Source organism: Burkholderia sp. MS389, from assembly GCF_016899425.1.
Taxonomy (GTDB): Bacteria; Pseudomonadota; Gammaproteobacteria; order Burkholderiales; family Burkholderiaceae; genus Burkholderia; species Burkholderia sola.
The window spans coordinates 1,612,663-1,635,218 of the sequence record NZ_CP045995.1 but is presented as its reverse complement, the minus strand read 5'-3'; the positions used below and the strand labels follow the sequence as shown (position 1 = coordinate 1,635,218).

Genomic DNA, 22,556 nt, shown 5'->3' with positions numbered 1-22,556 from the left:
AAAGCGGGTGGGGGGATTCTACAGGAGCGCGAAATGCCCGCGCGCGGGCGCGCGCCGTGAGCGGCTTCGGACCATGCAGCCGAAGCGCGCGGCGCGGGCGGCCGGTGAGCCGCGGGCGCGCCGCGCGGGGCAGGGGCCGCGTATCGGTTATCAGTTGCCGGCGATCGTGTCGACCGGCTTGAACGCGCCGCGCTCGACCTTGTAGATCGTCACCGGCGCATCCTTCAGGTCGCCCTTCGCGTCGTACGCGATGCTGGGCGCCGACACGCCCTTGATCGACACCTTGCCGAGATACGGCGTGTACACCTTCGGATCGGTCGAGTTCGCGTCCTTCATCGCGCTGAGCAGCGCGATCGTGCCGTCGTACGAATACGGCGAGTACGTGATCACGTCTTCGTTGAAGCGCGCCTTGTAGCGTGCGGCGTAGCCGGAGAAGCCCGGCATCTTTTCCTTCGGCAGCCCGCCCATGTAGACGATCGCGCCTTCGGCCGCGTCGCCGCCGACCTTCAGGAACGTCGGCGAGCGCGACATCTCGCCCGTCACGAACGCCGACTTCATCCCGAGTTGGCGCATCTTGCGGATCATCGGCGACGATTGCGCGTCGCCGCCGCCGTAGAAGACCGCGTCCGGATTCACGCCCTTCAGGTTGGTCAGGATCGCGGAGAAATCGAGCGCCTTGTCGTTCGTGAAGTCGCGCTTGACGATCGTGCCGCCGGCCGCTTCGACGGCCTTCGCGAATTCGTCGGCGATGCCCTGGCCGTAGGCCGTGCGGTCGTCGATGATCGCGATGCGCTTGAAGCGCAGCGTCTTCACCGCGTACGTGCCGACGATGCGGCCCGCCTGCGCGTCGCTCGTCAGCAACCGGTAGGTCGTCTTGTAGCCGCGCGCCGTGTATTGCGGCGACGTCGCCATCGAGATCTGCGGCAGCCCCGCGCGATCGTACAGGTCGGACGCGGGAATGCTGGTGCCCGAGTTGAAGTGGCCGATGATCCCGCGCACGTTGTCGTCGATCAGCCGCTGCGCGACGGTCGTGCCGGTGCGCGGGTCGGCCTGGTCGTCCTGCGCGTCGAGCTGGAACGTGACGGGCTTGCCGCCGATCGTCGGATGCGTCGCGTTGAAATCGGCGATCGCGAGCTGCACGCCCTTCTGCATGTCCGTGCCGTAATTCGACTGCGGGCCGGTCAGCGGTGCGGCGAAACCGATCTTGACGACGTCGGCGGCGACGGCGTGCGCGCCCGACAGTGCGCAGGCGGCGGCCAGCGCGACGTGCGATACCTTCAGCTTCACTTTCACTTCCCCTTGATGGCGTGGTTGGGGGCGCCGCGCGCATGCGGGCGGCGCCGGTAAACCGGGCGAGACGGTTCGGTCGGCAGGCCGATGCGCAGGCCATGCGTGCTCGCCGCGTGCCACGCGCGTTGTGCCGGAATCGTCGTACGCGACAGCGGATGCGGTGACCCGTGCGTGCCGATTGCGGCAGCACCGGGAGGTCGTCTCGTGACCGTGAAGCGAAGTCTAGTTAGCGAAAATGCGTGCGTCTTGCGCATTCGATGCGCGGCCGGCGACGATATCGGCATATCGTCGATTACCCTGATATATGCCGAAATCGTCATGACGAGTGCGCAAACCCGCCAAGACGCGGGTCGTCGGCATTTTTACGATGACGGGATTGGGGTGCGTGGTGCCGGCGTGTCGGTGCGCTGCGCCGGCTACGGAGAGGGCGGAACGGTCGCTAGCCCGCACACCATATGCGCATTAGTTGCGTGCACAACCAGCGGCGCCCACCGATGGAGCCGATCGGCGGCGTGCGATGCCGCCGGCCACAGTCTTGTCCGCCCCGCATTCGATGCGACGCGATCGAAGGGGCGCTCCTATAATCGACGCCATCTGCCACTCGCTTCGCGGTTGCCGGGATGACGACCTTGCTTGCCGTACCGCCCATGAGCCTGTCCGATACGTTGTGCTACCAGCCCGACAACGCCGATTTCGGCGCGATGCTCGCGCATTTTCGCCTGCTTGAACCGGTGTTCGATGCGCTGCCGGACGTCGCGTTTTTCGTGAAGGATGCGAGCGGCCGCTATGCGATCGTCAATCGCACGCTGGCGATGCGCTGCGGCTACAAGGACAAGCGCGACCTGCTCGGCAAGACGGCCGACGAGGTGTTTCCGCGCCGCTTCGGCCGCAGCTATTTCGAGCAGGACATGGCGACGATCAACGCCGGCCAGCAGTTGATGGATCAGCTCGAGCTGCACCTGTATCCGGGCCGCCAGCCGGGCTGGTGCCTGACCTGCAAGGAGCCGCTGCGCGACGCCGCGGGCCGGGTGGTCGGCCTCGCCGGCATCTCGCGCGACCTGAAGGCGCACGAGGGATCGCACCCGGCGTACAGCCGGCTCGCCGACGTGGTCCAGCACATCCAGGATCATTACGTGCAGCCGCTGAACCTGAAGCAGCTCGCGCAGATGGCCGGGATGTCGGTCGCGCAGCTCGAACGCTACTTCCACAAGGTGTTCCACCTGACGCCGCGCCAGGTGCTGCTGAAGACGAGGCTCGACGCGGCCACCGCGCTGCTCGTCACGCACGACAAGGTGACCGACGTCGCCGCGCTATGCGGCTATACGGATCACAGCGCGTTCACGCGCCAGTTCAAGGCGACGGTCGGCGTGACGCCGACGGAATACCGGTTGATGCTGCAGGAGCGGGCAGGGTGACGCGACTCGCCGGGGCGGCCGGCGCGTCACAGGGATCGGGGTAAGGCGGGGTAAGGCGGGGAAACGGGAAAGGGTGAAGCGCTGGCTCAGCGGTAGCCGAGCCCTTTCAGGACGGCCGTGCCGTCTTCGGTCAGCCGGAAGCTCGGGCTCGTATCGGGGTCGAGCTTGACCATTTCGACGAGGCCGGCTTCCTGCAGCGCGGGCAATTCGGGTTTGGCGTTCGCGCCGATCGGTGCATGCAGCAGCACGAGCAACGTCGCGATTTCATGATGACTGAGCAGGCGGCGCAGCATCGTCTTCTTTGCAGGGGGCGCGGCCGGGCGGCCCGCGGGTGCTTCTACGGCGCTCATCGCTTTCCTCCTTTTCGAGATAACCATCGGGTACTGGTTGCGGATGGTGCCGTCGAAGACTTAAGCGATTCTTAAAACCGGGGCGAGCGGCGCAATGCTGCACCGCGGTACGGGTTACGGGATGTAACGGCGGCCGGCGCGCGGGTTCCGGCATGGCCGCGGCCGACCGCGCAGGCCGGTACCTGGCTGCCCGATGTGCGACGATGGCGCGCGGCGAGATCGCGCGGTCCAATCGATCGCCGAATCGCGAGCGCGCTCCGGCCCCGAACTTCTCTCATCCTTATTTCCGCCGCTGCGCCTGCGCCTGCGCCGCAAGCCGCACGGCCGCGTTCGCCGCGCCGTAGCCGTCATACCCGCCGCGCCGCTCGACGATCTCGAGCGAGAAGCGGTTGTCGACCAGTTCCGTATACGCATGCAGGAATTCGCCGCCATCCTCGTCGCGGTCGTAGAGCAGGTGATGCGCGCTCAGCGTGTCGATCAGTTCGTCCGGTAGCGCATAGCGCGCGGCGAGATCGTCGTAGTAGTTGGCCGGAATGCGCAGGAACGGGACGCCGTCGGCCGCGAACGCGGCGACCGTCTTCACGATGTCGTCCGTGCGGAACGCGACGTGGTTCAGCCCGGTGCCGTGGTAGCGGTCGAGCGATTCGGCGACGGCCGTATGACGGTCGACCGACGCGTTCAGCGCGATCCGCACCGAGCCGTCGGCGCTGCGTACCGCGCGGCTGCGCATCAGCCCGTACGGGTCGGGCACGAGCCAGCTGCGCTCGGCGTCGAAGCCGAACGCAGTCTTGAAGAACAGGATCCACGTGTCGAGCGCGTCGGCCGGCAGCGCGAGGCACACATGGTCGATACCCGTCAGCGGGCCGACTTCGGTGGGGCCGTCGATGTCGGTCAGCACGAAGTCCGATTCATACAGCGTCGGCGCATCCGGCGCTTCGTCGACGAAATATTCGAGGCTGCCGTCCGGCGCCTTCACGCTCGGCAGCACGCGCTCGTTCGGCCCGACCCGGCCGGAAAACGGCGCGTAGCCGAAGCCGGCCGCGCGTTCGAACGCCACTTTCGCGTCGTCGACGCGGAACGCCGACGCGCACAGCGACAGCCCGTGCTGCTGGAAGAACGCATCGGCGAACGAGTCGCGCTCGGCGTTCAGCACGATCGATGCAGCGCCGTGCTGGAACAGCGTCACGTCCTTCGAGCGATGCCGGCCGGCGAGCCGGAAGCGCATCCGGCCGAGCCATTGGCCGACGGTCGCCGCCGCCTGCGCGTCGACCGCGAATTCGATGAACTGGAACCCGACGTGCGCGGGCGGCGCGGGCGGTGCGAACAGCGGCTGGCTGGCGGCCGGCGCGCGGCCCTCCTGGGCGAGCCGCGCACGCGTCAGGTCTTCCAGATAGAGCAGCGAGCGATGGCCGTCGGCGGCCGTGAGCGCGGTCGGCGCCGCGCGGAAGCCATCGTTGAAGATCTCCAGCGATAGCGGCCCCGTATAGCCCGACTCGATCACGCGTGCGGTGAAGCGCGCCAGGTCGAAGTCGCCCTGGCCGGGGAACGAGCGGTAGTGGCGACTCCATTCGATCACGTCCATCACGAGCTTCGGCGCGTCGGCGATCTGCACGAAGGCGATCCGGTCGCCGGGGATGTCGGCGATCCCGTCCGGCGAATCGTCGAGCGACAGCGTGTGGAAGCTGTCGAGCGCGAGGCCGAGGTGCGGGCTGTTCACCGCGTTCACGAGCTTCCACGCGTGGCCGTACCGCTTCACGACGCGGCCCCACGCGAGCGCTTCGTACGCGGCCACCACGCCGGCCTGCCGCGCGGCTTCGGCGAGCACGCCGAGCTGGTCGACGAGCAACCCGTCGTCGGCGATCGTATCGGCCGCCACGCTGCTGCAGACGAGGATGCGATCGGTGCCGAGCGCATGCATCACGTCGAACTTGCGCTTGATCCGGTCGAGATTGCGCGCGAGCTGGGCCGCGCTCACGCCCTCGAAGTCGCGAAACGGCTGGAACAGCACGATGTCGAGGCCGAGATCGGCGGCCATGCGCCGGACGTCGGCCGGCGATCCGTCGAAGTAGACGAGGTCGTTTTCGAAGATTTCGACGCCGTCGAAGCCCGCGGCCTGGACGGCGGCGAGCTTCTCGGCGAGCGTGCCGGACAGTGACACGGTGGCGATCGAGCGCTGCATGGGGCGATTCCTGCGGATGAGCGGGGCATGACGCCGGTCTAACCGACCGTGTCTAACCGACCGTGCCGAACCGACCCTGAATGAACCAGTCGTTGAGTTCGGCGCGGGCGCCATATCCCGAATTTACTGGGCTAGTCATCCGTATTGTACAAACTAACTAGATGGTACAAATTAGCGAAAACCCGGAAAGACAGCCCGCTTGCACGGGCGCACACTAGCGCCAAATTCCGATGTCTTCGGGGCGGCGCCGATCGTGGTCCGCCCCTGTTTCAGGAGCAGAAACACGATGAGCAAGCACAAGGTACTGGTGCTGAACGGCCCGAACCTGAATTTGTTGGGCACGCGCGAGCCCCATATCTACGGCGCGGAAACGCTCGCCGATCTCGAGCAGCGCTGCCGCACGGCGGGGGAAGGGCTCGGGCTGGAAATCGACTTTCGCCAGTCGAATGCCGAGCACCAGCTGATCGACTGGCTGCACGCCGCGCGTCACGACACGCACGGCATCGTGATCAACCCGGCCGCGTATACGCATACGTCGGTGGCGCTGGCCGACGCGCTTTCCGCGATCGCGAAGCCGGTGATCGAAGTGCATATCTCGAACGTCCATCGCCGCGAGGCGTTCCGTCACCATTCGTATGTGTCGGCGCTCGCCGAAGCCGTGATCTGCGGCTGCGGTACCGAAGGCTACGTGTTCGCGCTGCAGCGCCTGGCGACGGTGTTCGCGAAGGGAGCCGCACGATGAGCCGCCCGTCGTTCCTGATCGGCCTGATCGGCCAGGGCATCGGCGGTTCGCTGTCGCCCGCGATGCACGAGGAAGAGGGGTTCCGCCAGGGCTTCGGCTACGTGTACCGGCGCCTCGATCTCGACGTGCTCGGCGTGACCGCCGACGCGCTGCCGCAACTGCTCGATGCCGCGCAGCGGATGGGCTACAACGGGCTGAACATCACGCACCCGTGCAAGCAGCGCGTGATCGAGCACCTCGACGCGCTGTCGGACGACGCGCGTGCGCTCGGCGCGGTGAATACCGTGCTGTTCAAGGACGGCAAGCGGATCGGCCACAACACCGACTGGTCGGGCTTCGCGAAATCGTTTAGCCGTGGGCTGCCCGGCGCGTCGCTCGAACGCGTCGTCCAGCTCGGCGCGGGCGGCGCGGGCGCGGCCGTCGCGCACGCGGCGCTGCAGATGGGCGCGGCCGAACTGACGATTTTCGACGTCGACGGCACGCGCGCCACCGCGCTGGCGGGCGAATTGCAGCAGCGCTTCCCCGCCGCCCGCGTCACGCCGGGCAGCGATCTCGCCGCCGCGATGCGCGCGGCGACCGGCCTGATCCACTGCACGCCGACCGGCATGGCCAAGCATCCGGGCCTGCCGCTGCCGGCCGAGCTGCTGCATGCGGGCATGTGGGTGGCCGACATCGTGTATTTCCCGCTCGAAACCGAACTGATCCACGCCGCGCGCGCGGCCGGCTGCGCGACGCTGCCGGGCGGCGGGATGGCCGTGTACCAGGCCGTCGACGCGTTCGAGCTCTTCACCGGGCGCACGCCCGACGCCGAGCGGATGTTCGATCACTTTCAGTCGCTCGTCGCGCGCTGACCCCCTTACAGACACAGAAAGAGACCAGGAGACGACCATGCAGCACACTACCCACACGAGCGCCGCGCCGGCGCAGGCGGCCGGCACGGTCCGGCGCACGTCGGCGCGCTACAAGATCCTCGCGCTGCTCGCGATCGGCACGATGATCAATTATCTCGACCGCACCGTGCTGGGCGTGGCTGCGCCGCAGCTTACCAAGGAGCTCGGCATCAACGCGGCCGTGATGGGCATCATGTTCTCCGCGTTTTCGTGGACGTACGTGGCGATGCAGGTGCCCGGCGGCCTGTTCCTCGACCGCTTCGGCAGCAAGGTCACCTATTACTGGTCGATGACGCTGTGGTCGCTGTGCACGTTCCTGCAAGGTTTCGTGCCGGGCGTCGCGACGTTGCTCGCGTGCCGGCTGGGCCTCGGCGTGACGGAAGCGCCATGCTTCCCGACCAACAGCCGCGTCGTCGCGACGTGGTTCCCGCAGAACGAACGCGCGATGGCGACCGGCACCTATACCGTCGGCGAATACATCGGCCTCGCGTTCTTCAGCCCCGTGCTGTTCGCGCTGATGGGCGCGTTCGGCTGGCGCTCGCTGTTCTGGGTCGTGGGCGCGGTCGGCATCGCGTTCGGCCTCGTCTGGTGGAAGTTCTATCACGAGCCGCGCAACCATCCGGGCGCGAACTCGGAGGAACTCGCGTACATCGAAGCGGGCGGCGGCCTCGTGCACGGCGTGCGCAAGACCGACGCCAAGAGCGGCAAGGCCGAGCAGCCGAAGTTCAGCTGGTCGATGGTCGGCCAACTGGTGAAGAAGCGCCAGCTCGCGGGCATCTGCCTCGGCCAGTTCGCCGGCAACTCGACGCTCGTGTTCTTCCTGACCTGGTTCCCGACCTATCTGGCAACCGAGCGCCACATGGGCTGGCTGAAGATCGGCTTCTTCGCGGTGATGCCGTTCATCGCCGCGTCGGTCGGCGTGATGTTCGGCGGGATCTTCTCCGACTGGCTGCTGCGCCGCGGCAAGTCTGCGAACCTCGCACGCAAGCTGCCGATCATCGCGGGCCTGCTGCTCGCGTCGACGATCATTCTCGCGAACTACGTGCAGAGCAACGAAGCGGTGATCGCGATCATGTCGGTCGCATTCTTCGCGCAGGGCATGGCCGCGCTCGGCTGGACGCTCGTGTCGGATATCGCACCGGACGGCCTGCTCGGCGTGACGGGCGGCATCTTCAACTTCGCGGCGAACCTCGCGGGCATCATCACGCCGCTCGTCGTCGGCTTCATCGTCGCATCGACCGGCTCGTTCGTCGGCGCGCTCGTGTTCATCGGCGTGATCGCGCTGGTTGGTGCGCTGTCGTACATCTTCGTCGTCGGCGACATCAAGCGGATCGAGCTGTAAGCACCCGTTCCCCGCACACACGGTGCGTTCGCCCGGCGGCCAATCGGCCGCCGGGCTTTTTTGTTTGCGGGCGCCGGCGGGCGGGCCGGCATGTACGTCACTTCATGCGTGCTGCATCGCGATGGCGAGCGATTCGACCGCAGCGGCGATCGCCGCGACCGCACGCCGGATATCGCCCGCATCGATCGCGCCGATGCAGCCGACGCGGAACGTCTCGAGCCGCGTGAGCTTGCCCGGATACAGGATGAAGCCCGCATCCCTCACCGCGTCGTAGAAGCGGCGGAAATCGTAGGCCGGATGGTCGGGCGCGTGAAACGTGACGATCACCGGCGCCTGCACGCTCGCGTCGAGGAACGGCACGAAGCCGAGCGCGCGCATCGATTCGACGAGCGTCCGGCAGTTCTCCGCATAGCGCGCACCGCGCGCCGGCTGGCCGCCTTCGGCGAGGTACTGGTCGAGCGCGGCACGTAGCGCGGCAATCACGTGCGTCGGCGGCGTGAAGCGCCATTGCCCCGTCTTGCGCAGATACGCGTACTGATCGTGGAGATCGAGCGCGAGCGACCGCGCGTTGCCTTCGCTCGCGTCGAGCGCGTCGCGCCGCACGATCGCGAATCCCATCCCCGGCACGCCTTCCAGGCATTTGCCGCTGGCCGAGATCAGCGCGTCGATGTCGCTGCCCGCCAGCGCGATCGGCAGCGCGCCGAACGAACTCATCGCATCGACGATCAGCCGCTTGCCGTGCCGCCGGCATGCGGCCGCGATCGCATCGAGCGGATTCAGGATCCCGGCGCTCGTTTCCAGGTGCACGAGCGCGACGTGCGTGATGCGCGGCTCGCGCGCGAACGCGGCCTCGACGGCCGCCGTGTCGACGGCCGCGTCCTCGCCGAACGGCAACGCGATCGCTTCGATGCCGAGCCGGCCGAGGATCTTCAGGATGCGCGCGCAATACGCGCCGTTGTCGGGCACCAGCACGACGCCGTCGCGCGGCACCAGCGTGCCGAGCGCGGCTTCGACCGAGAACGTGCCGCTGCCCTGCATCGGCACGCACACGTACGCGTCGCCGCCCTGCGCGATGGCGACGAGATCCGCGCAGACGCTGGCCGTCAGTTGATTGAAAGCGGCGTCCCACGACCCCCAGTCATGTTGCATTGCGTGGCGTGTTGTGGCGGACGTGGTGAGCGGGCCGGGCGTAAGCAGAATCGGGTCGGGCATGGCTTTTGTCTCCAGCAAAGGGCGAACGGAACGCCGGGCGGCATTTCTCGATGACTTGCATGATAGTGGCAAAATGTGTCATTTTTTGGAAATTGTGGCATTCGTCACGGCTTTGTCATCGAACGCTGTGATCCTTCGGTTGCCGCGCGACACCCAGCCCGAGCGCGGTAGCGCGGCGGCCGTTCAGCGGCCTGCCCGAAGACAACAGGAGAGCCGGATCGTGCCCCGGCCGTTTGGTGTTCCGCCTACGGAGAAGTGAGATGACACTGCAGAAACCCTCGCGCGCCGCCGCCGGCGCATTCCGCAAGCTCGCGCTGGCCGCCTGCGCCGCCGGTCTGCTGCAAGGCGCCGCGATGCCGGCGCAGGCGGCGAATGCGGTCGTGCTGTACACGGCGGACGGTCTCGAGAACCTCTATCGCGATGTGCTGCCGGCTTTCGAGAAGAAGGAAGGCGTGAAGGTCAACATCGTGACGGCGGGCAGCGGCGAGGTGGTGAACCGCGCGAACATCGAGAAGAATTCTCCGAAGGCCGACGTGATCGTCACGCTGCCGCCGTTCATCCAGCAAGCCGGCCAGATGGGCCTGCTGCAGCCGTACCAGAGCGTGAACTACAAGAACGTGCCGGCCATCGCGAAGGCCGAGGACGGCACGTGGGCGACCTTCGTCAACAACTACTTCTCGTTCGCGATCAATCCGGACGTCGTGAAGAACCAGCCGAAGACGTTCGCCGACCTGCTCGCGCCGGCCTACGCCGGCAAGGTCGCGTACTCGAACCCGGCCACGGCCGGTGACGGGATGGCCGTGCTGATCCTGACGACGTCGCTGATGGGCGAGGACAAGGCATTCGACTACCTCGCGAAGCTGTCGCAGAGCGTGAAGTTCCACACGAAGGGCACGGGCTACCTGAACGTGCTGCTGTCGCGCAACGAGATCAGCGTCGCGAACGGCGATCTGCAGATGGATCTCGACGACGCCGAACACGGCGCGCTGTCCGTCAAGCCGATCTTCCTGGCCGCGAAGGACGGCGACCGGCCGACCACGTTCCAGCTGCCGTACGGCATCGGCCTGATCAAGAGCGGCCCGAACCAGGACGCCGGCAGGAAGCTGATCGACTACCTGATGTCGACGGACGTGCAGTCGAAGGTACCGGACATGTACGGCATCCCGGGCCGCACCGACGTGCCGCTGGCCGGCAAGAACGGCGAAGCGGTCAAGAAGGCGATCGCGGGCGTGAATCTGATCCCGGTCGACTGGACTCACGTGATGGCGAAGAAGCCGGAATGGATCGAGCGCTGGAAGAAGGACGTGATCGGCAGCTCGGGCAAGCAGCTCGACGTCGTCAAGCCGAAGTGACCGGCGCACGCCGCCTGTATCAGCGAGCAAGAGGATGAACCCGGTGGATACCGCCCTGACCCATCCCGGCGCATTCGGCGCCGCCGAACCGCACGCGACGCTGCGGTCCGGCGTGCCGGGCGGCGTGCAGATCCAACACCTGAGCGTGCGCTACGGCGCACGCACGGTGCTCGAAGATCTGTCGCTGTCGATCGGCGCCGGCGAATTTCTGACCGTACTCGGCAAGAGCGGCTGCGGCAAGACCACGCTGCTGCGCTTCATCGCCGGATTCGTGAAGGCCGACGGCCTGACCGGCACGCTGACCGTGGCCGGCCGCGACCTGACCTATGCGCCGCCGCACAAGCGCAACCTCGGTCTGCTGTTCCAGAATTACGCGTTGTTCCCGCACCTGTCGGTGTTCGAGAACGTCGCATTCGGGCTGCGCGCACGCGGGATGGCGTCGTCGGAAGTGACGCGCCGCGTCGCCGATGCGCTGAAGCTCGTGCAACTCGGCGATGCGGGCCACCATCTGCCCGCGCAGTTGTCCGGCGGGATGCAGCAGCGCGTCGCGCTGGCGCGCGCGCTCGTGATCGAGCCCGACGTGCTGCTGCTCGACGAGCCGCTGTCGGCGCTCGACGCGAACCTGCGCGCGTCGGTGCGCAGCGAACTGAAGGCGCTGCACGAGCGCCTCCCGAACCTGACCGTCGTCTGCGTGACGCACGACCGCGACGACGCGCTCGTGCTGTCCGACCGCGCGCTGCTGATGCGCGACGGCCGCATCGCGCAGCTCGGCACGCCGCAGCAGCTGTACGACGCACCGCGCGACGGCTACGTCGCGCGCTATCTCGGCCCGGCGAACCTGCTGCCGCCGCACGTGATCTTCCCGCTCGGCGATCCGCGTCACGAGATACGCGGCAAGGTCGCGTGCGTGCGCCCCGAGCGCCTGACCGTGATGCCGCCCGCGGCCGGCGGCCTGCACGGCACGGTGTCGTCGGTCGAATGGCAGGGCGCGGACTTCTCGATCGCGGTCGTGATCGACGCGGCGCCCGACGAGCCCGTGCGCGTGACGATGCAACGCGGCCGCGGCGCGGCGCCCGAGCGCGGTGCGCGCGTGTCCCTGCATTGCGAGGCAGACGATGTCGTCCTTATCGAGCCCTGAAGCCGGCCTGCCGCCGCACGTGCTCGCGTCGGCTGCGGCACACGCCGCCGCCGCGCGGCGCCGCAGGCGAATGGGCGACCTGCACCTGGCCGCGCTCGCGATCGTCGTGCTCGGCCCGCTCGTCGTCTATCCGCTGGTGCGGCTCGTGCTGCTGAGCGTGTCGGGCGATCACGGGCTGAGTTTCGCCGCGTACCGGACCTTCTTCGGCAATCCCGACACGCGCAACGTGCTGCTGACGACGCTCGGCGTGCTGTTCGCGAGCGCCGGCACCGCGTCGGTGCTCGGCGTGCTGCTGGCCGCACTGCTGTTCTTCAGGCCGTTCCCGGGCGCGTCGCTCGTCACGCGCTTCCTGGAACTGTACGTCGCGTTTCCGTCGTTCCTCGTCGCGTTCACGCTGATCTTCCTGTACGGCTCGCAAGGCTCGATCAGCATCGCGCTGCAGCACCTGTTCCATCTCGAGAATCCGCCGCTCGACTTCCTGTTCGGCATCGGCGGCGTGATCCTCGCGCAGACCGTGTTCTACACGCCGTTCGTCGTGCGGCCGACGCTCGCGTCGTTCGCGACGCTCGACCTGCGGCTGATCGAAGCCGCGCGCAGCCTCGGCGCGCCCGGCTGGATGCTCGCTCGCCGCGTCGTGCTGCCGATCGCATGGCCGGGCATCGCCGCCGGCACCGTGCTGTGCTTCCTGCTGACGCTGAACGAGTTTGGCATCCTGCTCGTGCTCGGCAGTGCGCGGCTCGTCACGCTGCCGGTCGCGATTTACAGCAGCGCGACCGTCGATCTCGACCTGCCGACCGCGTCGGCCGGCGCGGTCGTGATGTTGTCGCTGTCGCTGGCGCTGTATGCGGTTTATCGCCGGGTGAACCGGCGCGCGACGGGAGGGAACGATGTCCGCTGAATTCCGTATCGGGCACGCCGTGCCGCGTCACCCGATCGGCTGGACCGACACGCTGCTCAAGCATGCGTCGCGCACCGCGCTCGCGCTGGCCGCGTTCGCGTGCTTCTGGCTGTTCGTGCTGCCGGTGATCGTCGTCGCGCTGTCGAGCGTGTCGACGCAGTGGTCGGGCACGATTTTGCCGGCCGGCTACAGCCTGCGCTGGTTCGAGCGGCTCGGGTCGCCGGAATACGACGCGCTGCTGACGAGCCTCGAAATCGGCTTCGGCGTGTCGGTTCTCGGCACGATCCTCGGGCTGTGGCTGGCGCTCGCGCTCGAAGGGCGCGACCGGCGCGGCCTCGGCGCGCTCGTCGACGCGCTCGTGATGGTGCCGAACGGCGTGCCGAGCGTCGTGCTCGGGCTCGCGGTGCTGATCGCGTATCACCAGAAGCCGCTCGACCTGTCGAGCTCGGCGGCGATCGTCGTGCTGGTGCAGCTCGCGCTGATTCTGCCATTCTGCTATCGCTGCGCGGCCGCCGCGCTGCGCCCCGAATTGACCGTGCTGCGCGAAGCCGCCGCGAGCCTCGGTGCGCCACCCGCGATGGTGCTGCGCCGCGTGCTGCTGCCGCAGCTCGTGCCGGCGTTGCGCGCGAGCCTCGCGCTCGGCTTCGCGCTGTCGCTCGGCGAGCTTGGCGCGACGCTGACGGTGTATCCGCCCGGCTTCGCGACCGTGCCGATCGTCGTGATCGGCCAGGTGGAGCGCGGCTATTACCTGCCGGCGTCGGCGCTGTCGCTGCTGATGCTCGGCGCGTCGCTCGCGGCGCTGCTGCTGATCGCCGCGCGTGTGCCGCGCGGCAAGCAGGCCGCATCATGAACGCCGCGTTCGCGTTGCGGCGCCCCGGCGAGCAAGCAGCCGCCGGCAACGGGTCGACGAACCTCGCGGGACGCTCGATCGACGTCAACGGCCGACGCTACCGGTTGCCGGTCGAGCCGACCGTCGTCGCCTGTGTCGATGGCTGCGAGTACGACTATCTCGAACGCGCGGTGGAAGCGGGCGTCGCGCCGTTCATCGGCCGGATGATCGAGCAAGGCACCGCGTGGCGTGCCGATTGCGTCGTGCCGACCTTCACCAACCCGAACAACCTGTCGATCGTTTGCGGCGTGCCGCCGTCGGTCCACGGGATCTGCGGCAACTATTTCTGGGATCCTGCTGCTGACGGCGGGCGCGGCGCCGAAGTCATGATGAACGACCCGGCCTACCTGCGCGCCGGCACGCTGCTCGCGGCGGCGTCCGATGCCGGTGCGCGAGTGGCCGTCGTCACCGCGAAGGACAAGCTGCGCCGGCTGCTCGGCTGGCAGTTGAAGGGCATCTGCTTTTCGGCCGAGAAGGCCGCGCAGGCCAATCTCGCGGAAAACGGGATCGTCGACGTGCTCGACTGGGTCGGCCTGCCGTCGCCGGACGTATACAGCGCGGCGTTGTCGGAATTCGTGTTCGCGGCCGGCGTACGGCTCGCGCAGACGCGGCAGGTCGACCTGATGTACCTGTCGACCACCGACTACGTGCAGCACAAATGCGAGCCGGGCAGTGCCGGCGCGAACGCGTTCTACGCGATGATGGACGGCTACCTCGCGCTGCTCGACGCGCTCGGCTGGGCGATCGGCCTCACGGCGGACCACGGGATGAACGCGAAGCACGATCCGGCGACGGGCCGGCCGAACGTGATCTATCTGCAGGATGCGTTCGATGGCTGGTACGGCGCGCAGGCTGCGCGCGTGATCCTGCCGATTACCGATCCGTACGTCGTGCATCACGGTGCGCTCGGTTCGTTCGCGACGATCTACCTGGCGCCGGGCGTCGACCGGGCCGACGCGATGTGGCGCGTCGGCGGCCTCGACGGCGTCGAGCTCGTGCTCGACAACGCGGAAGCCGCCGCACGTTTCGAACTGCCGCCCGACCGGATCGGCGATCTCGTCGTGATCGGCCGCCGCGACATGACGCTCGGCACCCGCGAGCGCGAACACGACCTGTCGGGCCTCACGGTGCCGTTGCGTTCGCATGGCGGCGTGTCCGAGCAGGAAGTGCCGCTGCTGTTCAATCGCCGTATCGAGCGGGACGATCCCGCCCGTCGCCCGCGCAACTTCGACGTGTTCGATTTCGTGCTGAACCGGATCGCGATATGATGGCGCATCCGCGGCAGGATCATCCGTCGTTTCGTGCCGAAGCGTTGCGCTGGTGCGGCACGCGCGCGATGCGCGAGCGCACGCTCGACGTCACGGATCCGTACACGGGCACACGCGTCGGCACCGCGCCGCTCGCCAGCGTCGACGACGTGCGCGCGGCGTTCGATTACGCGATGGCCTACCAGCCGACGCTCACGCGCTACGCGCGTTCGCAGATTCTCGAACGGGCGGCTGCGTTGCTGCGCGAGCGCACCGAGGAAGCCTCCGACCTGATCACGCTCGAGTCGGGGTTGTCGAAACAGGATTCGCGCTACGAGATCGGCCGGGTGGCCGACGTGCTGAAGTTCGCGGCGGCCGAGGCGTTGCGCGACGACGCGCAGAGTTTCTCGTGCGACCTGACGCCCCACGGCAAGACACGGCGCGTGTTCTCGCAGCGCCAGCCGCTCGGCGGCGTGATCGTCGCGATCACGCCGTTCAATCATCCGATGAACCAGGTCGCGCACAAGATCGCGCCGGCGATCGCGACCAACAACCGCGTGATCGTGAAGCCGTCGGAGAAGGTGCCGCTGTCGGCGTTCTATCTGGCCGACCTGCTCTACGAGGCCGGTCTGCCCGAGCCGATGCTGCAGGTGCTGACCGGCGCGCCGGCCGAGATCGCGGACGAACTCGTCACGCATCCGCATGCGTCGCTGATCACGTTCACGGGCGGCGTCGCGATCGGCAAGGCGATTGCCGCGCGGGCCGGTTACCGGCGCATTGTGCTGGAGCTGGGCGGCAACGATCCGCTGATCGTCCTCGCCGATGCCGATCTCGACCGCGCGGCATCGCTGGCGGTGCTCGGCTCGTACCGGAATTCGGGCCAGCGCTGCACGGCCGTCAAGCGGATGCTGGTGCAGCGCTCGATCGCGCCCGCATTCACCGAATTGCTCGTCGAGAAGACGCGCGCATGGAGATACGGCGATCCGTTCGATTCCGCGAACGAAATGGGCACGGTGATCGACGAGGCGGCGGCGCGACTGTTCGAGACGCGCGTGAACGAGGCGGTTGCGCGGGGCGCGCGTCTGCTGACCGGCAATGTGCGGCGCGGCGCGCTGTATGCGCCGACCGTAATCGACAACGTCGATCCGTCGATGACGATCGTGCGCGAGGAGACCTTCGGGCCGGTGTCGCCCGTCATCGCGTTCGACACGATCGACGATGCGATCCGGATCAGCAACGGCACGGCATTCGGGTTGTCGTCGGGCGTCTGTACGGACAGCACGGCGGCGGTCGTGCGGTTCGTGAACGAACTGAACGTTGGCACGGTGAACGTGTGGGAAGTGCCCGGTTACCGGATCGAGCTGTCGCCGTTCGGCGGAGTCAAGGATTCGGGGCTCGGTTACAAGGAAGGTGTCCAGGAGGCGATGAAGAGCTTCACGAACCTGAAGACGTTTTCGCTGCCTTGGGAGTAAACGGATGGCGTTGACGGTGGAAGAGATTCACGGGCTGTATCGCGAGCATGGCCATGTGGCCTATAGCGGCGAACCGGTCACGCAGCTCGAACATGCACTGCAGAGTGGATTGCTGGCGGAGCAATCCGGGGCGGACGAAGCGCTGGTCGCGGCTGCGTTCCTGCACGACCTCGGCCATCTGCTGAATCGTCAGGGCGACACGCCGAGCGTGCGCGGGATCGACGATCTGCATCAGTATTACGTGCTGCCGTTCCTGCGGCCGCTGTTTGCCGACGCAGTACTGGAGCCGATTCGGCTGCACGTCGACGCGAAGCGCTGCCTGTGCCGCACGGACGCCGGCTACTTCGAGAGCCTGTCGCCGGACTCGGTGCGCAGTCTGGCGTTGCAGGGCGGCATTTTCAGTGAAGAGGAGACGGCAGCGTTCCTGCAGCGCCCGTTCGCGGAGGACGCGCTGCGACTGCGTCGCTGGGACGACATGGCGAAGGAGGAAGGCAAGGTGACACCGGATCTCGCTCACTATATGGAGATCGTCGCGCGCCAAGTGCGCGCGGCCCCCTGACGACGGTTCGGCTGCTTCTATATAAGGCGCCGCACGCGGCAGCGTGCGGCGCCTTATATTTTTCGCGAAACCCCTTGCGCGATTGCCGGGCGATGCATAGAATCACGCCTCTTTCGCGCTAACGGAAACGCGGCGCGGGAGGAAGGGAAGCGGTGCTGTTGGGGTTCGGTCGTAGCGAGCCTTGGCGGTACAGGAAGTTGAGCCCCGCAGTCGCAACGATGTAGTGTAAAAAGTTGTTGACGAGCTGCGAAACGCGGTTCATAATCTCGCTTCTCTGCTGCTGAAAACGCAGCGCTGCCGGGAAACACGGAGTTCCTCGCAGAATGCTCTTTAAAAATTAACAGCCGATAAGTGTGGGCGCTTGATGAAAGCGAGCTGATCCTCGGATCAGATAGCGAAAGTATCAAGAGTCTCACACTAAAGTAAGTCAGGTTTATGAAGTGATTCATATTCCTGTCAGCTTTGAGTGAGCGACCGGTTCTACGGAACCGAAAACAGTAACAGGTTTGAACTGAAGAGTTTGATCCTGGCTCAGATTGAACGCTGGCGGCATGCCTTACACATGCAAGTCGAACGGCAGCACGGGTGCTTGCACCTGGTGGCGAGTGGCGAACGGGTGAGTAATACATCGGAACATGTCCTGTAGTGGGGGATAGCCCGGCGAAAGCCGGATTAATACCGCATACGATCTACGGATGAAAGCGGGGGACCTTCGGGCCTCGCGCTATAGGGTTGGCCGATGGCTGATTAGCTAGTTGGTGGGGTAAAGGCCTACCAAGGCGACGATCAGTAGCTGGTCTGAGAGGACGACCAGCCACACTGGGACTGAGACACGGCCCAGACTCCTACGGGAGGCAGCAGTGGGGAATTTTGGACAATGGGCGAAAGCCTGATCCAGCAATGCCGCGTGTGTGAAGAAGGCCTTCGGGTTGTAAAGCACTTTTGTCCGGAAAGAAATCCTTGGCTCTAATACAGTCGGGGGATGACGGTACCGGAAGAATAAGCACCGGCTAACTACGTGCCAGCAGCCGCGGTAATACGTAGGGTGCGAGCGTTAATCGGAATTACTGGGCGTAAAGCGTGCGCAGGCGGTTTGCTAAGACCGATGTGAAATCCCCGGGCTCAACCTGGGAACTGCATTGGTGACTGGCAGGCTAGAGTATGGCAGAGGGGGGTAGAATTCCACGTGTAGCAGTGAAATGCGTAGAGATGTGGAGGAATACCGATGGCGAAGGCAGCCCCCTGGGCCAATACTGACGCTCATGCACGAAAGCGTGGGGAGCAAACAGGATTAGATACCCTGGTAGTCCACGCCCTAAACGATGTCAACTAGTTGTTGGGGATTCATTTCCTTAGTAACGTAGCTAACGCGTGAAGTTGACCGCCTGGGGAGTACGGTCGCAAGATTAAAACTCAAAGGAATTGACGGGGACCCGCACAAGCGGTGGATGATGTGGATTAATTCGATGCAACGCGAAAAACCTTACCTACCCTTGACATGGTCGGAATCCTGCCGAGAGGCGGGAGTGCTCGAAAGAGAACCGGCGCACAGGTGCTGCATGGCTGTCGTCAGCTCGTGTCGTGAGATGTTGGGTTAAGTCCCGCAACGAGCGCAACCCTTGTCCTTAGTTGCTACGCAAGAGCACTCTAAGGAGACTGCCGGTGACAAACCGGAGGAAGGTGGGGATGACGTCAAGTCCTCATGGCCCTTATGGGTAGGGCTTCACACGTCATACAATGGTCGGAACAGAGGGTTGCCAACCCGCGAGGGGGAGCTAATCCCAGAAAACCGATCGTAGTCCGGATTGCACTCTGCAACTCGAGTGCATGAAGCTGGAATCGCTAGTAATCGCGGATCAGCATGCCGCGGTGAATACGTTCCCGGGTCTTGTACACACCGCCCGTCACACCATGGGAGTGGGTTTTACCAGAAGTGGCTAGTCTAACCGCAAGGAGGACGGTCACCACGGTAGGATTCATGACTGGGGTGAAGTCGTAACAAGGTAGCCGTATCGGAAGGTGCGGCTGGATCACCTCCTTTCCAGAGCTTCTCGCACAAGTTGAGCGCTCACGCTTATCGGCTGTAAATTAAAGACAGACTCAGGGGTCTGTAGCTCAGTCGGTTAGAGCACCGTCTTGATAAGGCGGGGGTCGTTAGTTCGAATCCAACCAGACCCACCATTGTCTGACGTGTCGGTGATCGTTAGCGCTTTAGCGCTTACGAGCAGCCCATGCCGATAGGCTGTAGTACCTGAGGTCATCTGTACTCAATGGGGGCATAGCTCAGCTGGGAGAGCACCTGCTTTGCAAGCAGGGGGTCGTCGGTTCGATCCCGTCTGCCTCCACCAATCACCAACGCTAAGGTCTTGGTTCAGACACTGAACCGAGAATTTTGCATTGGCGATTGAGCCAGTCAGAGCGGTACGAAAGTATCGGCTGTCGTTCTTTAACAATCTGGAAGAAGTAAGTAATTTGGATAGCGGAAGCGTCTCGAGATGGACGTGGAAGTTATCCGGGTTGTGATTGTATCGATGTATCTCAAGATGATTCGAACTCTATGTTCGACTCAATTGGAATACGGCACAACGCGAGAACTCAACCTGTAACGAGACAGACTCGTTATAGGGTCAAGCGAACAAGTGCATGTGGTGGATGCCTTGGCGATCACAGGCGATGAAGGACGCGGTAGCCTGCGAAAAGCTACGGGGAGCTGGCAAACGAGCTTTGATCCGTAGATGTCCGAATGGGGAAACCCGGCCCTTTTGGGTCATCCTGGACTGAATACATAGGTCCAGTGAAGCGAACGCGGTGAACTGAAACATCTAAGTAACCGCAGGAAAAGAAATCAACCGAGATTCCCAAAGTAGTGGCGAGCGAAATGGGATGAGCCTTGCACTCTTTATTTGTATTGTTAGCCGAACGCTCTGGAAAGTGCGGCCATAGCAGGTGATAGCCCTGTAGGCGAAAACAGTATGAAAGAACTAGGTGTGCGACAAGTAGGGCGGGACACGTGAAATCCTGTCTGAAGATGGGGGGACCATCCTCCAAGGCTAAATACTCGTGATCGACCGATAGTGAACCAGTACCGTGAGGGAAAGGCGAAAAGAACCCCGGGAGGGGAGTGAAATAGATCCTGAAACCGCATGCATACAAACAGTCGGAGCCTCGCAAGGGGTGACGGCGTACCTTTTGTATAATGGGTCAGCGACTTACGTTCAGTAGCAAGCTTAACCGTATAGGGCAGGCGTAGCGAAAGCGAGTCCGAATAGGGCGTTCAGTTGCTGGGCGTAGACCCGAAACCAGGTGATCTATCCATGGCCAGGATGAAGGTGCGGTAACACGTACTGGAGGTCCGAACCCACTAACGTTGAAAAGTTAGGGGATGAGCTGTGGATAGGGGTGAAAGGCTAAACAAACCTGGAAATAGCTGGTTCTCTCCGAAAACTATTTAGGTAGTGCCTCGTGTCTCACCTTCGGGGGTAGAGCACTGTCATGGTTGGGGGGTCTATTGCAGATTACCCCGCCATAGCAAACTCCGAATACCGAAGAGTGCAATCACGGGAGACAGACATCGGGTGCTAACGTCCGGTGTCAAGAGGGAAACAACCCAGACCGCCAGCTAAGGTCCCCAAATATAGCTAAGTGGGAAACGAAGTGGGAAGGCTAAAACAGTCAGGAGGTTGGCTTAGAAGCAGCCACCCTTTAAAGAAAGCGTAATAGCTCACTGATCGAGTCGTCCTGCGCGGAAGATGTAACGGGGCTAAGCTATATACCGAAGCTGCGGATGCGAGCTTGCTCGCATGGTAGGAGAGCGTTCCGTAAGCCTGCGAAGGTGCCTTGTAAAGGGTGCTGGAGGTATCGGAAGTGCGAATGCTGACATGAGTAGCGATAAAGGGGGTGAAAGGCCCCCTCGCCGTAAGCCCAAGGTTTCCTACGCAACGTTCATCGGCGTAGGGTGAGTCGGCCCCTAAGGCGAGGCAGAAATGCGTAGCTGATGGGAAGCAGGTCAATATTCCTGCACCATTGTTAGATGCGATGGGGGGACGGATCGCGGAAGGTTGTCCGGGTGTTGGAAGTCCCGGTCGCTGCATTGGAGAAGGCGCTTAGGCAAATCCGGGCGCGCAATTCAAGGGTGTGGCGCGAGCTCCTTAGGGAGCGAAGCAATTGGAAGTGGTTCCAAGAAAAGCCTCTAAGCTTCAGTCTAACGATGACCGTACCGCAAACCGACACAGGTGGGCGAGATGAGTATTCTAAGGCGCTTGAGAGAACTCGGGAGAAGGAACTCGGCAAATTGGTACCGTAACTTCGGGATAAGGTACGCCCTTGTAGCTTGACTGGCCTGCGCCAGGAGGGTGAAGGGGTTGCAATAAACTGGTGGCTGCGACTGTTTAATAAAAACACAGCACTCTGCAAACACGAAAGTGGACGTATAGGGTGTGACGCCTGCCCGGTGCCGGAAGATTAAATGATGGGGTGCAAGCTCTTGATTGAAGTCCCGGTAAACGGCGGCCGTAACTATAACGGTCCTAAGGTAGCGAAATTCCTTGTCGGGTAAGTTCCGACCTGCACGAATGGCGTAACGATGGCCACACTGTCTCCTCCCGAGACTCAGCGAAGTTGAAGTGTTTGTGATGATGCAATCTACCCGCGGCTAGACGGAAAGACCCCATGAACCTTTACTGTAGCTTTGCATTGGACTTTGAACCGATCTGTGTAGGATAGGTGGGAGGCTATGAAACCGGAACGCTAGTTTCGGTGGAGCCGTCCTTGAAATACCACCCTGGTTTGTTTGAGGTTCTAACCTTGGCCCGTGATCCGGGTCGGGGACAGTGCATGGTAGGCAGTTTGACTGGGGCGGTCTCCTCCCAAAGCGTAACGGAGGAGTACGAAGGTACGCTAGGTACGGTCGGAAATCGTGCTGATAGTGCAATGGCATAAGCGTGCTTAACTGCGAGACCGACAAGTCGAGCAGGTGCGAAAGCAGGTCATAGTGATCCGGTGGTTCTGTATGGAAGGGCCATCGCTCAACGGATAAAAGGTACTCTGGGGATAACAGGCTGATACCGCCCAAGAGTTCATATCGACGGCGGTGTTTGGCACCTCGATGTCGGCTCATCTCATCCTGGGGCTGTAGCCGGTCCCAAGGGTATGGCTGTTCGCCATTTAAAGAGGTACGTGAGCTGGGTTTAAAACGTCGTGAGACAGTTTGGTCCCTATCTGCCGTGGGCGTTGGATATTTGAAGGGGGCTGCTCCTAGTACGAGAGGACCGGAGTGGACGAACCTCTGGTGTACCGGTTGTCACGCCAGTGGCATCGCCGGGTAGCTATGTTCGGAAGAGATAACCGCTGAAAGCATCTAAGCGGGAAACTCGCCTTAAGATGAGATATCCCTGGGGACTAGATCCCCTTGAAGGGTCGTTCGAGACCAGGACGTTGATAGGTCAGGTGTGTAAGCGCAGTAATGCGTTCAGCTAACTGATACTAATTGCCCGTAAGGCTTGATCCTATAACAAGTCTGCCTTGTCGATGATCGTTAGTGCTTCAGCACTTACGAGCATCCCACGCAGAGCGTCGAGCAGCG

The 22,556-nt window shown here is 64.2% G+C and carries 16 protein-coding genes, 2 tRNA genes and 2 rRNA genes; 15 read left to right on the top strand and 5 right to left on the bottom strand.

Annotated elements, in window-relative coordinates; all coding sequences use genetic code 11:
- Nucleotides 1-150 precede the first annotated feature (150 nt).
- Nucleotides 151-1,287, bottom strand: coding sequence for a branched-chain amino acid ABC transporter substrate-binding protein (locus GJG85_RS23645; RefSeq protein WP_050017345.1), 1,137 nt, complete (start codon nt 1,285-1,287; stop codon nt 151-153).
- 2 nt (nt 1,288-1,289) lie between these two features.
- On the bottom strand, nt 1,290-1,610 hold the full coding sequence (locus tag GJG85_RS23640) for a hypothetical protein (protein ID WP_160300529.1): 321 nt from the start codon (nt 1,608-1,610) through the stop codon (nt 1,290-1,292).
- A 300-nt stretch (nt 1,611-1,910) separates the two neighbouring features.
- Between GJG85_RS23640 and GJG85_RS23635 the strand changes: the two genes are divergently transcribed.
- A complete protein-coding gene (locus GJG85_RS23635; RefSeq protein ID WP_050017303.1) occupies nt 1,911-2,705 on the top strand; it encodes an AraC family transcriptional regulator in 795 nt (264 codons plus the stop codon).
- Nucleotides 2,706-2,791: 86 nt separating this feature from the next.
- On the opposite strand, the gene GJG85_RS23630 is transcribed toward GJG85_RS23635, so the two are convergent.
- Nucleotides 2,792-3,055 carry a hypothetical protein gene (locus GJG85_RS23630; protein ID WP_050017302.1) on the bottom strand — a complete coding sequence of 88 codons (264 nt, stop codon included), beginning with the start codon at nt 3,053-3,055 and terminating at the stop codon, nt 2,792-2,794.
- A 280-nt stretch (nt 3,056-3,335) separates the two neighbouring features.
- Entirely contained in the window at nt 3,336-5,234 is a 1,899-nt protein-coding gene (locus tag GJG85_RS23625; protein WP_050017301.1) for a sugar phosphate isomerase/epimerase and 4-hydroxyphenylpyruvate domain-containing protein, read from the bottom strand.
- 286 nt (nt 5,235-5,520) lie between these two features.
- On the opposite strand from GJG85_RS23625, the gene aroQ reads away from it, so the two are divergent.
- The 3 genes from aroQ to GJG85_RS23610 are packed head-to-tail and all read left to right on the top strand — an operon-like array spanning nt 5,521 to nt 8,208.
- A complete protein-coding gene (gene aroQ / locus GJG85_RS23620) occupies nt 5,521-5,976 on the top strand; it encodes a type II 3-dehydroquinate dehydratase (RefSeq protein ID WP_050017300.1) in 456 nt (151 codons plus the stop codon).
- A complete protein-coding gene (locus tag GJG85_RS23615) occupies nt 5,973-6,827 on the top strand; it encodes a shikimate dehydrogenase (protein WP_050017299.1) in 855 nt (284 codons plus the stop codon). Before aroQ ends, GJG85_RS23615 begins: the two co-directional genes overlap by 4 nt.
- Nucleotides 6,828-6,864: 37 nt before the next feature.
- A complete protein-coding gene (locus GJG85_RS23610) occupies nt 6,865-8,208 on the top strand; it encodes an MFS transporter (protein WP_050017298.1) in 1,344 nt (447 codons plus the stop codon).
- A gap of 102 nt (nt 8,209-8,310) precedes the next feature.
- On the opposite strand, the gene GJG85_RS23605 is transcribed toward GJG85_RS23610, so the two are convergent.
- Nucleotides 8,311-9,420 carry a 2-aminoethylphosphonate--pyruvate transaminase gene (locus GJG85_RS23605; RefSeq protein WP_050017297.1) on the bottom strand — a complete coding sequence of 370 codons (1,110 nt, stop codon included), beginning with the start codon at nt 9,418-9,420 and terminating at the stop codon, nt 8,311-8,313.
- A 260-nt stretch (nt 9,421-9,680) separates the two neighbouring features.
- On the opposite strand from GJG85_RS23605, the gene phnS reads away from it, so the two are divergent.
- The 11 genes from phnS to GJG85_RS23550 all read left to right on the top strand — a co-directional run bounded on the left by phnS (nt 9,681) and on the right by GJG85_RS23550 (nt 22,481).
- Nucleotides 9,681-10,772, top strand: coding sequence for a 2-aminoethylphosphonate ABC transporter substrate-binding protein (phnS, locus tag GJG85_RS23600; RefSeq protein ID WP_050017296.1), 1,092 nt, complete (start codon nt 9,681-9,683; stop codon nt 10,770-10,772).
- Nucleotides 10,773-10,806: 34 nt separating this feature from the next.
- Nucleotides 10,807-11,910, top strand: coding sequence for a 2-aminoethylphosphonate ABC transport system ATP-binding subunit PhnT (phnT, locus tag GJG85_RS23595; protein ID WP_050017295.1), 1,104 nt, complete (start codon nt 10,807-10,809; stop codon nt 11,908-11,910).
- On the top strand, nt 11,888-12,808 hold the full coding sequence (gene phnU / locus GJG85_RS23590) for a 2-aminoethylphosphonate ABC transporter permease subunit (protein ID WP_027806028.1): 921 nt from the start codon (nt 11,888-11,890) through the stop codon (nt 12,806-12,808). Before phnT ends, phnU begins: the two co-directional genes overlap by 23 nt.
- Nucleotides 12,798-13,658, top strand: coding sequence for a 2-aminoethylphosphonate ABC transport system, membrane component PhnV (phnV, locus tag GJG85_RS23585; RefSeq protein ID WP_050017294.1), 861 nt, complete (start codon nt 12,798-12,800; stop codon nt 13,656-13,658). The genes phnU and phnV overlap by 11 nt, the downstream gene beginning before the upstream one ends.
- Nucleotides 13,655-14,965 carry a phosphonoacetate hydrolase gene (phnA, locus tag GJG85_RS23580; protein WP_050017293.1) on the top strand — a complete coding sequence of 437 codons (1,311 nt, stop codon included), beginning with the start codon at nt 13,655-13,657 and terminating at the stop codon, nt 14,963-14,965. Before phnV ends, phnA begins: the two co-directional genes overlap by 4 nt.
- Nucleotides 14,962-16,416: a phosphonoacetaldehyde dehydrogenase gene (phnY, locus tag GJG85_RS23575; RefSeq protein ID WP_089489798.1), complete on the top strand. Its 1,455-nt coding sequence runs from the start codon at nt 14,962-14,964 to the stop codon at nt 16,414-16,416. Before phnA ends, phnY begins: the two co-directional genes overlap by 4 nt.
- 4 nt (nt 16,417-16,420) lie before the next feature.
- Complete coding sequence (locus GJG85_RS23570) at nt 16,421-16,975, top strand: phosphonate degradation HD-domain oxygenase (protein ID WP_089489797.1); 555 nt, start codon at nt 16,421-16,423, stop codon at nt 16,973-16,975.
- 508 nt (nt 16,976-17,483) lie between these two features.
- Nucleotides 17,484-19,016: ribosomal RNA gene (locus GJG85_RS23565) — 16S ribosomal RNA — on the top strand.
- Between the two features lie 63 nt (nt 19,017-19,079).
- Nucleotides 19,080-19,156, top strand: a tRNA-Ile gene (locus tag GJG85_RS23560).
- A gap of 91 nt (nt 19,157-19,247) precedes the next feature.
- A tRNA-Ala gene (locus GJG85_RS23555) sits at nt 19,248-19,323 on the top strand.
- 277 nt (nt 19,324-19,600) lie between these two features.
- Nucleotides 19,601-22,481 (top strand): 23S ribosomal RNA (locus GJG85_RS23550).
- The 16S and 23S rRNA genes sit together here with 2 tRNA genes alongside, the layout of an rRNA operon.
- The last annotated feature ends 75 nt before the right edge of the window (nt 22,482-22,556 follow it).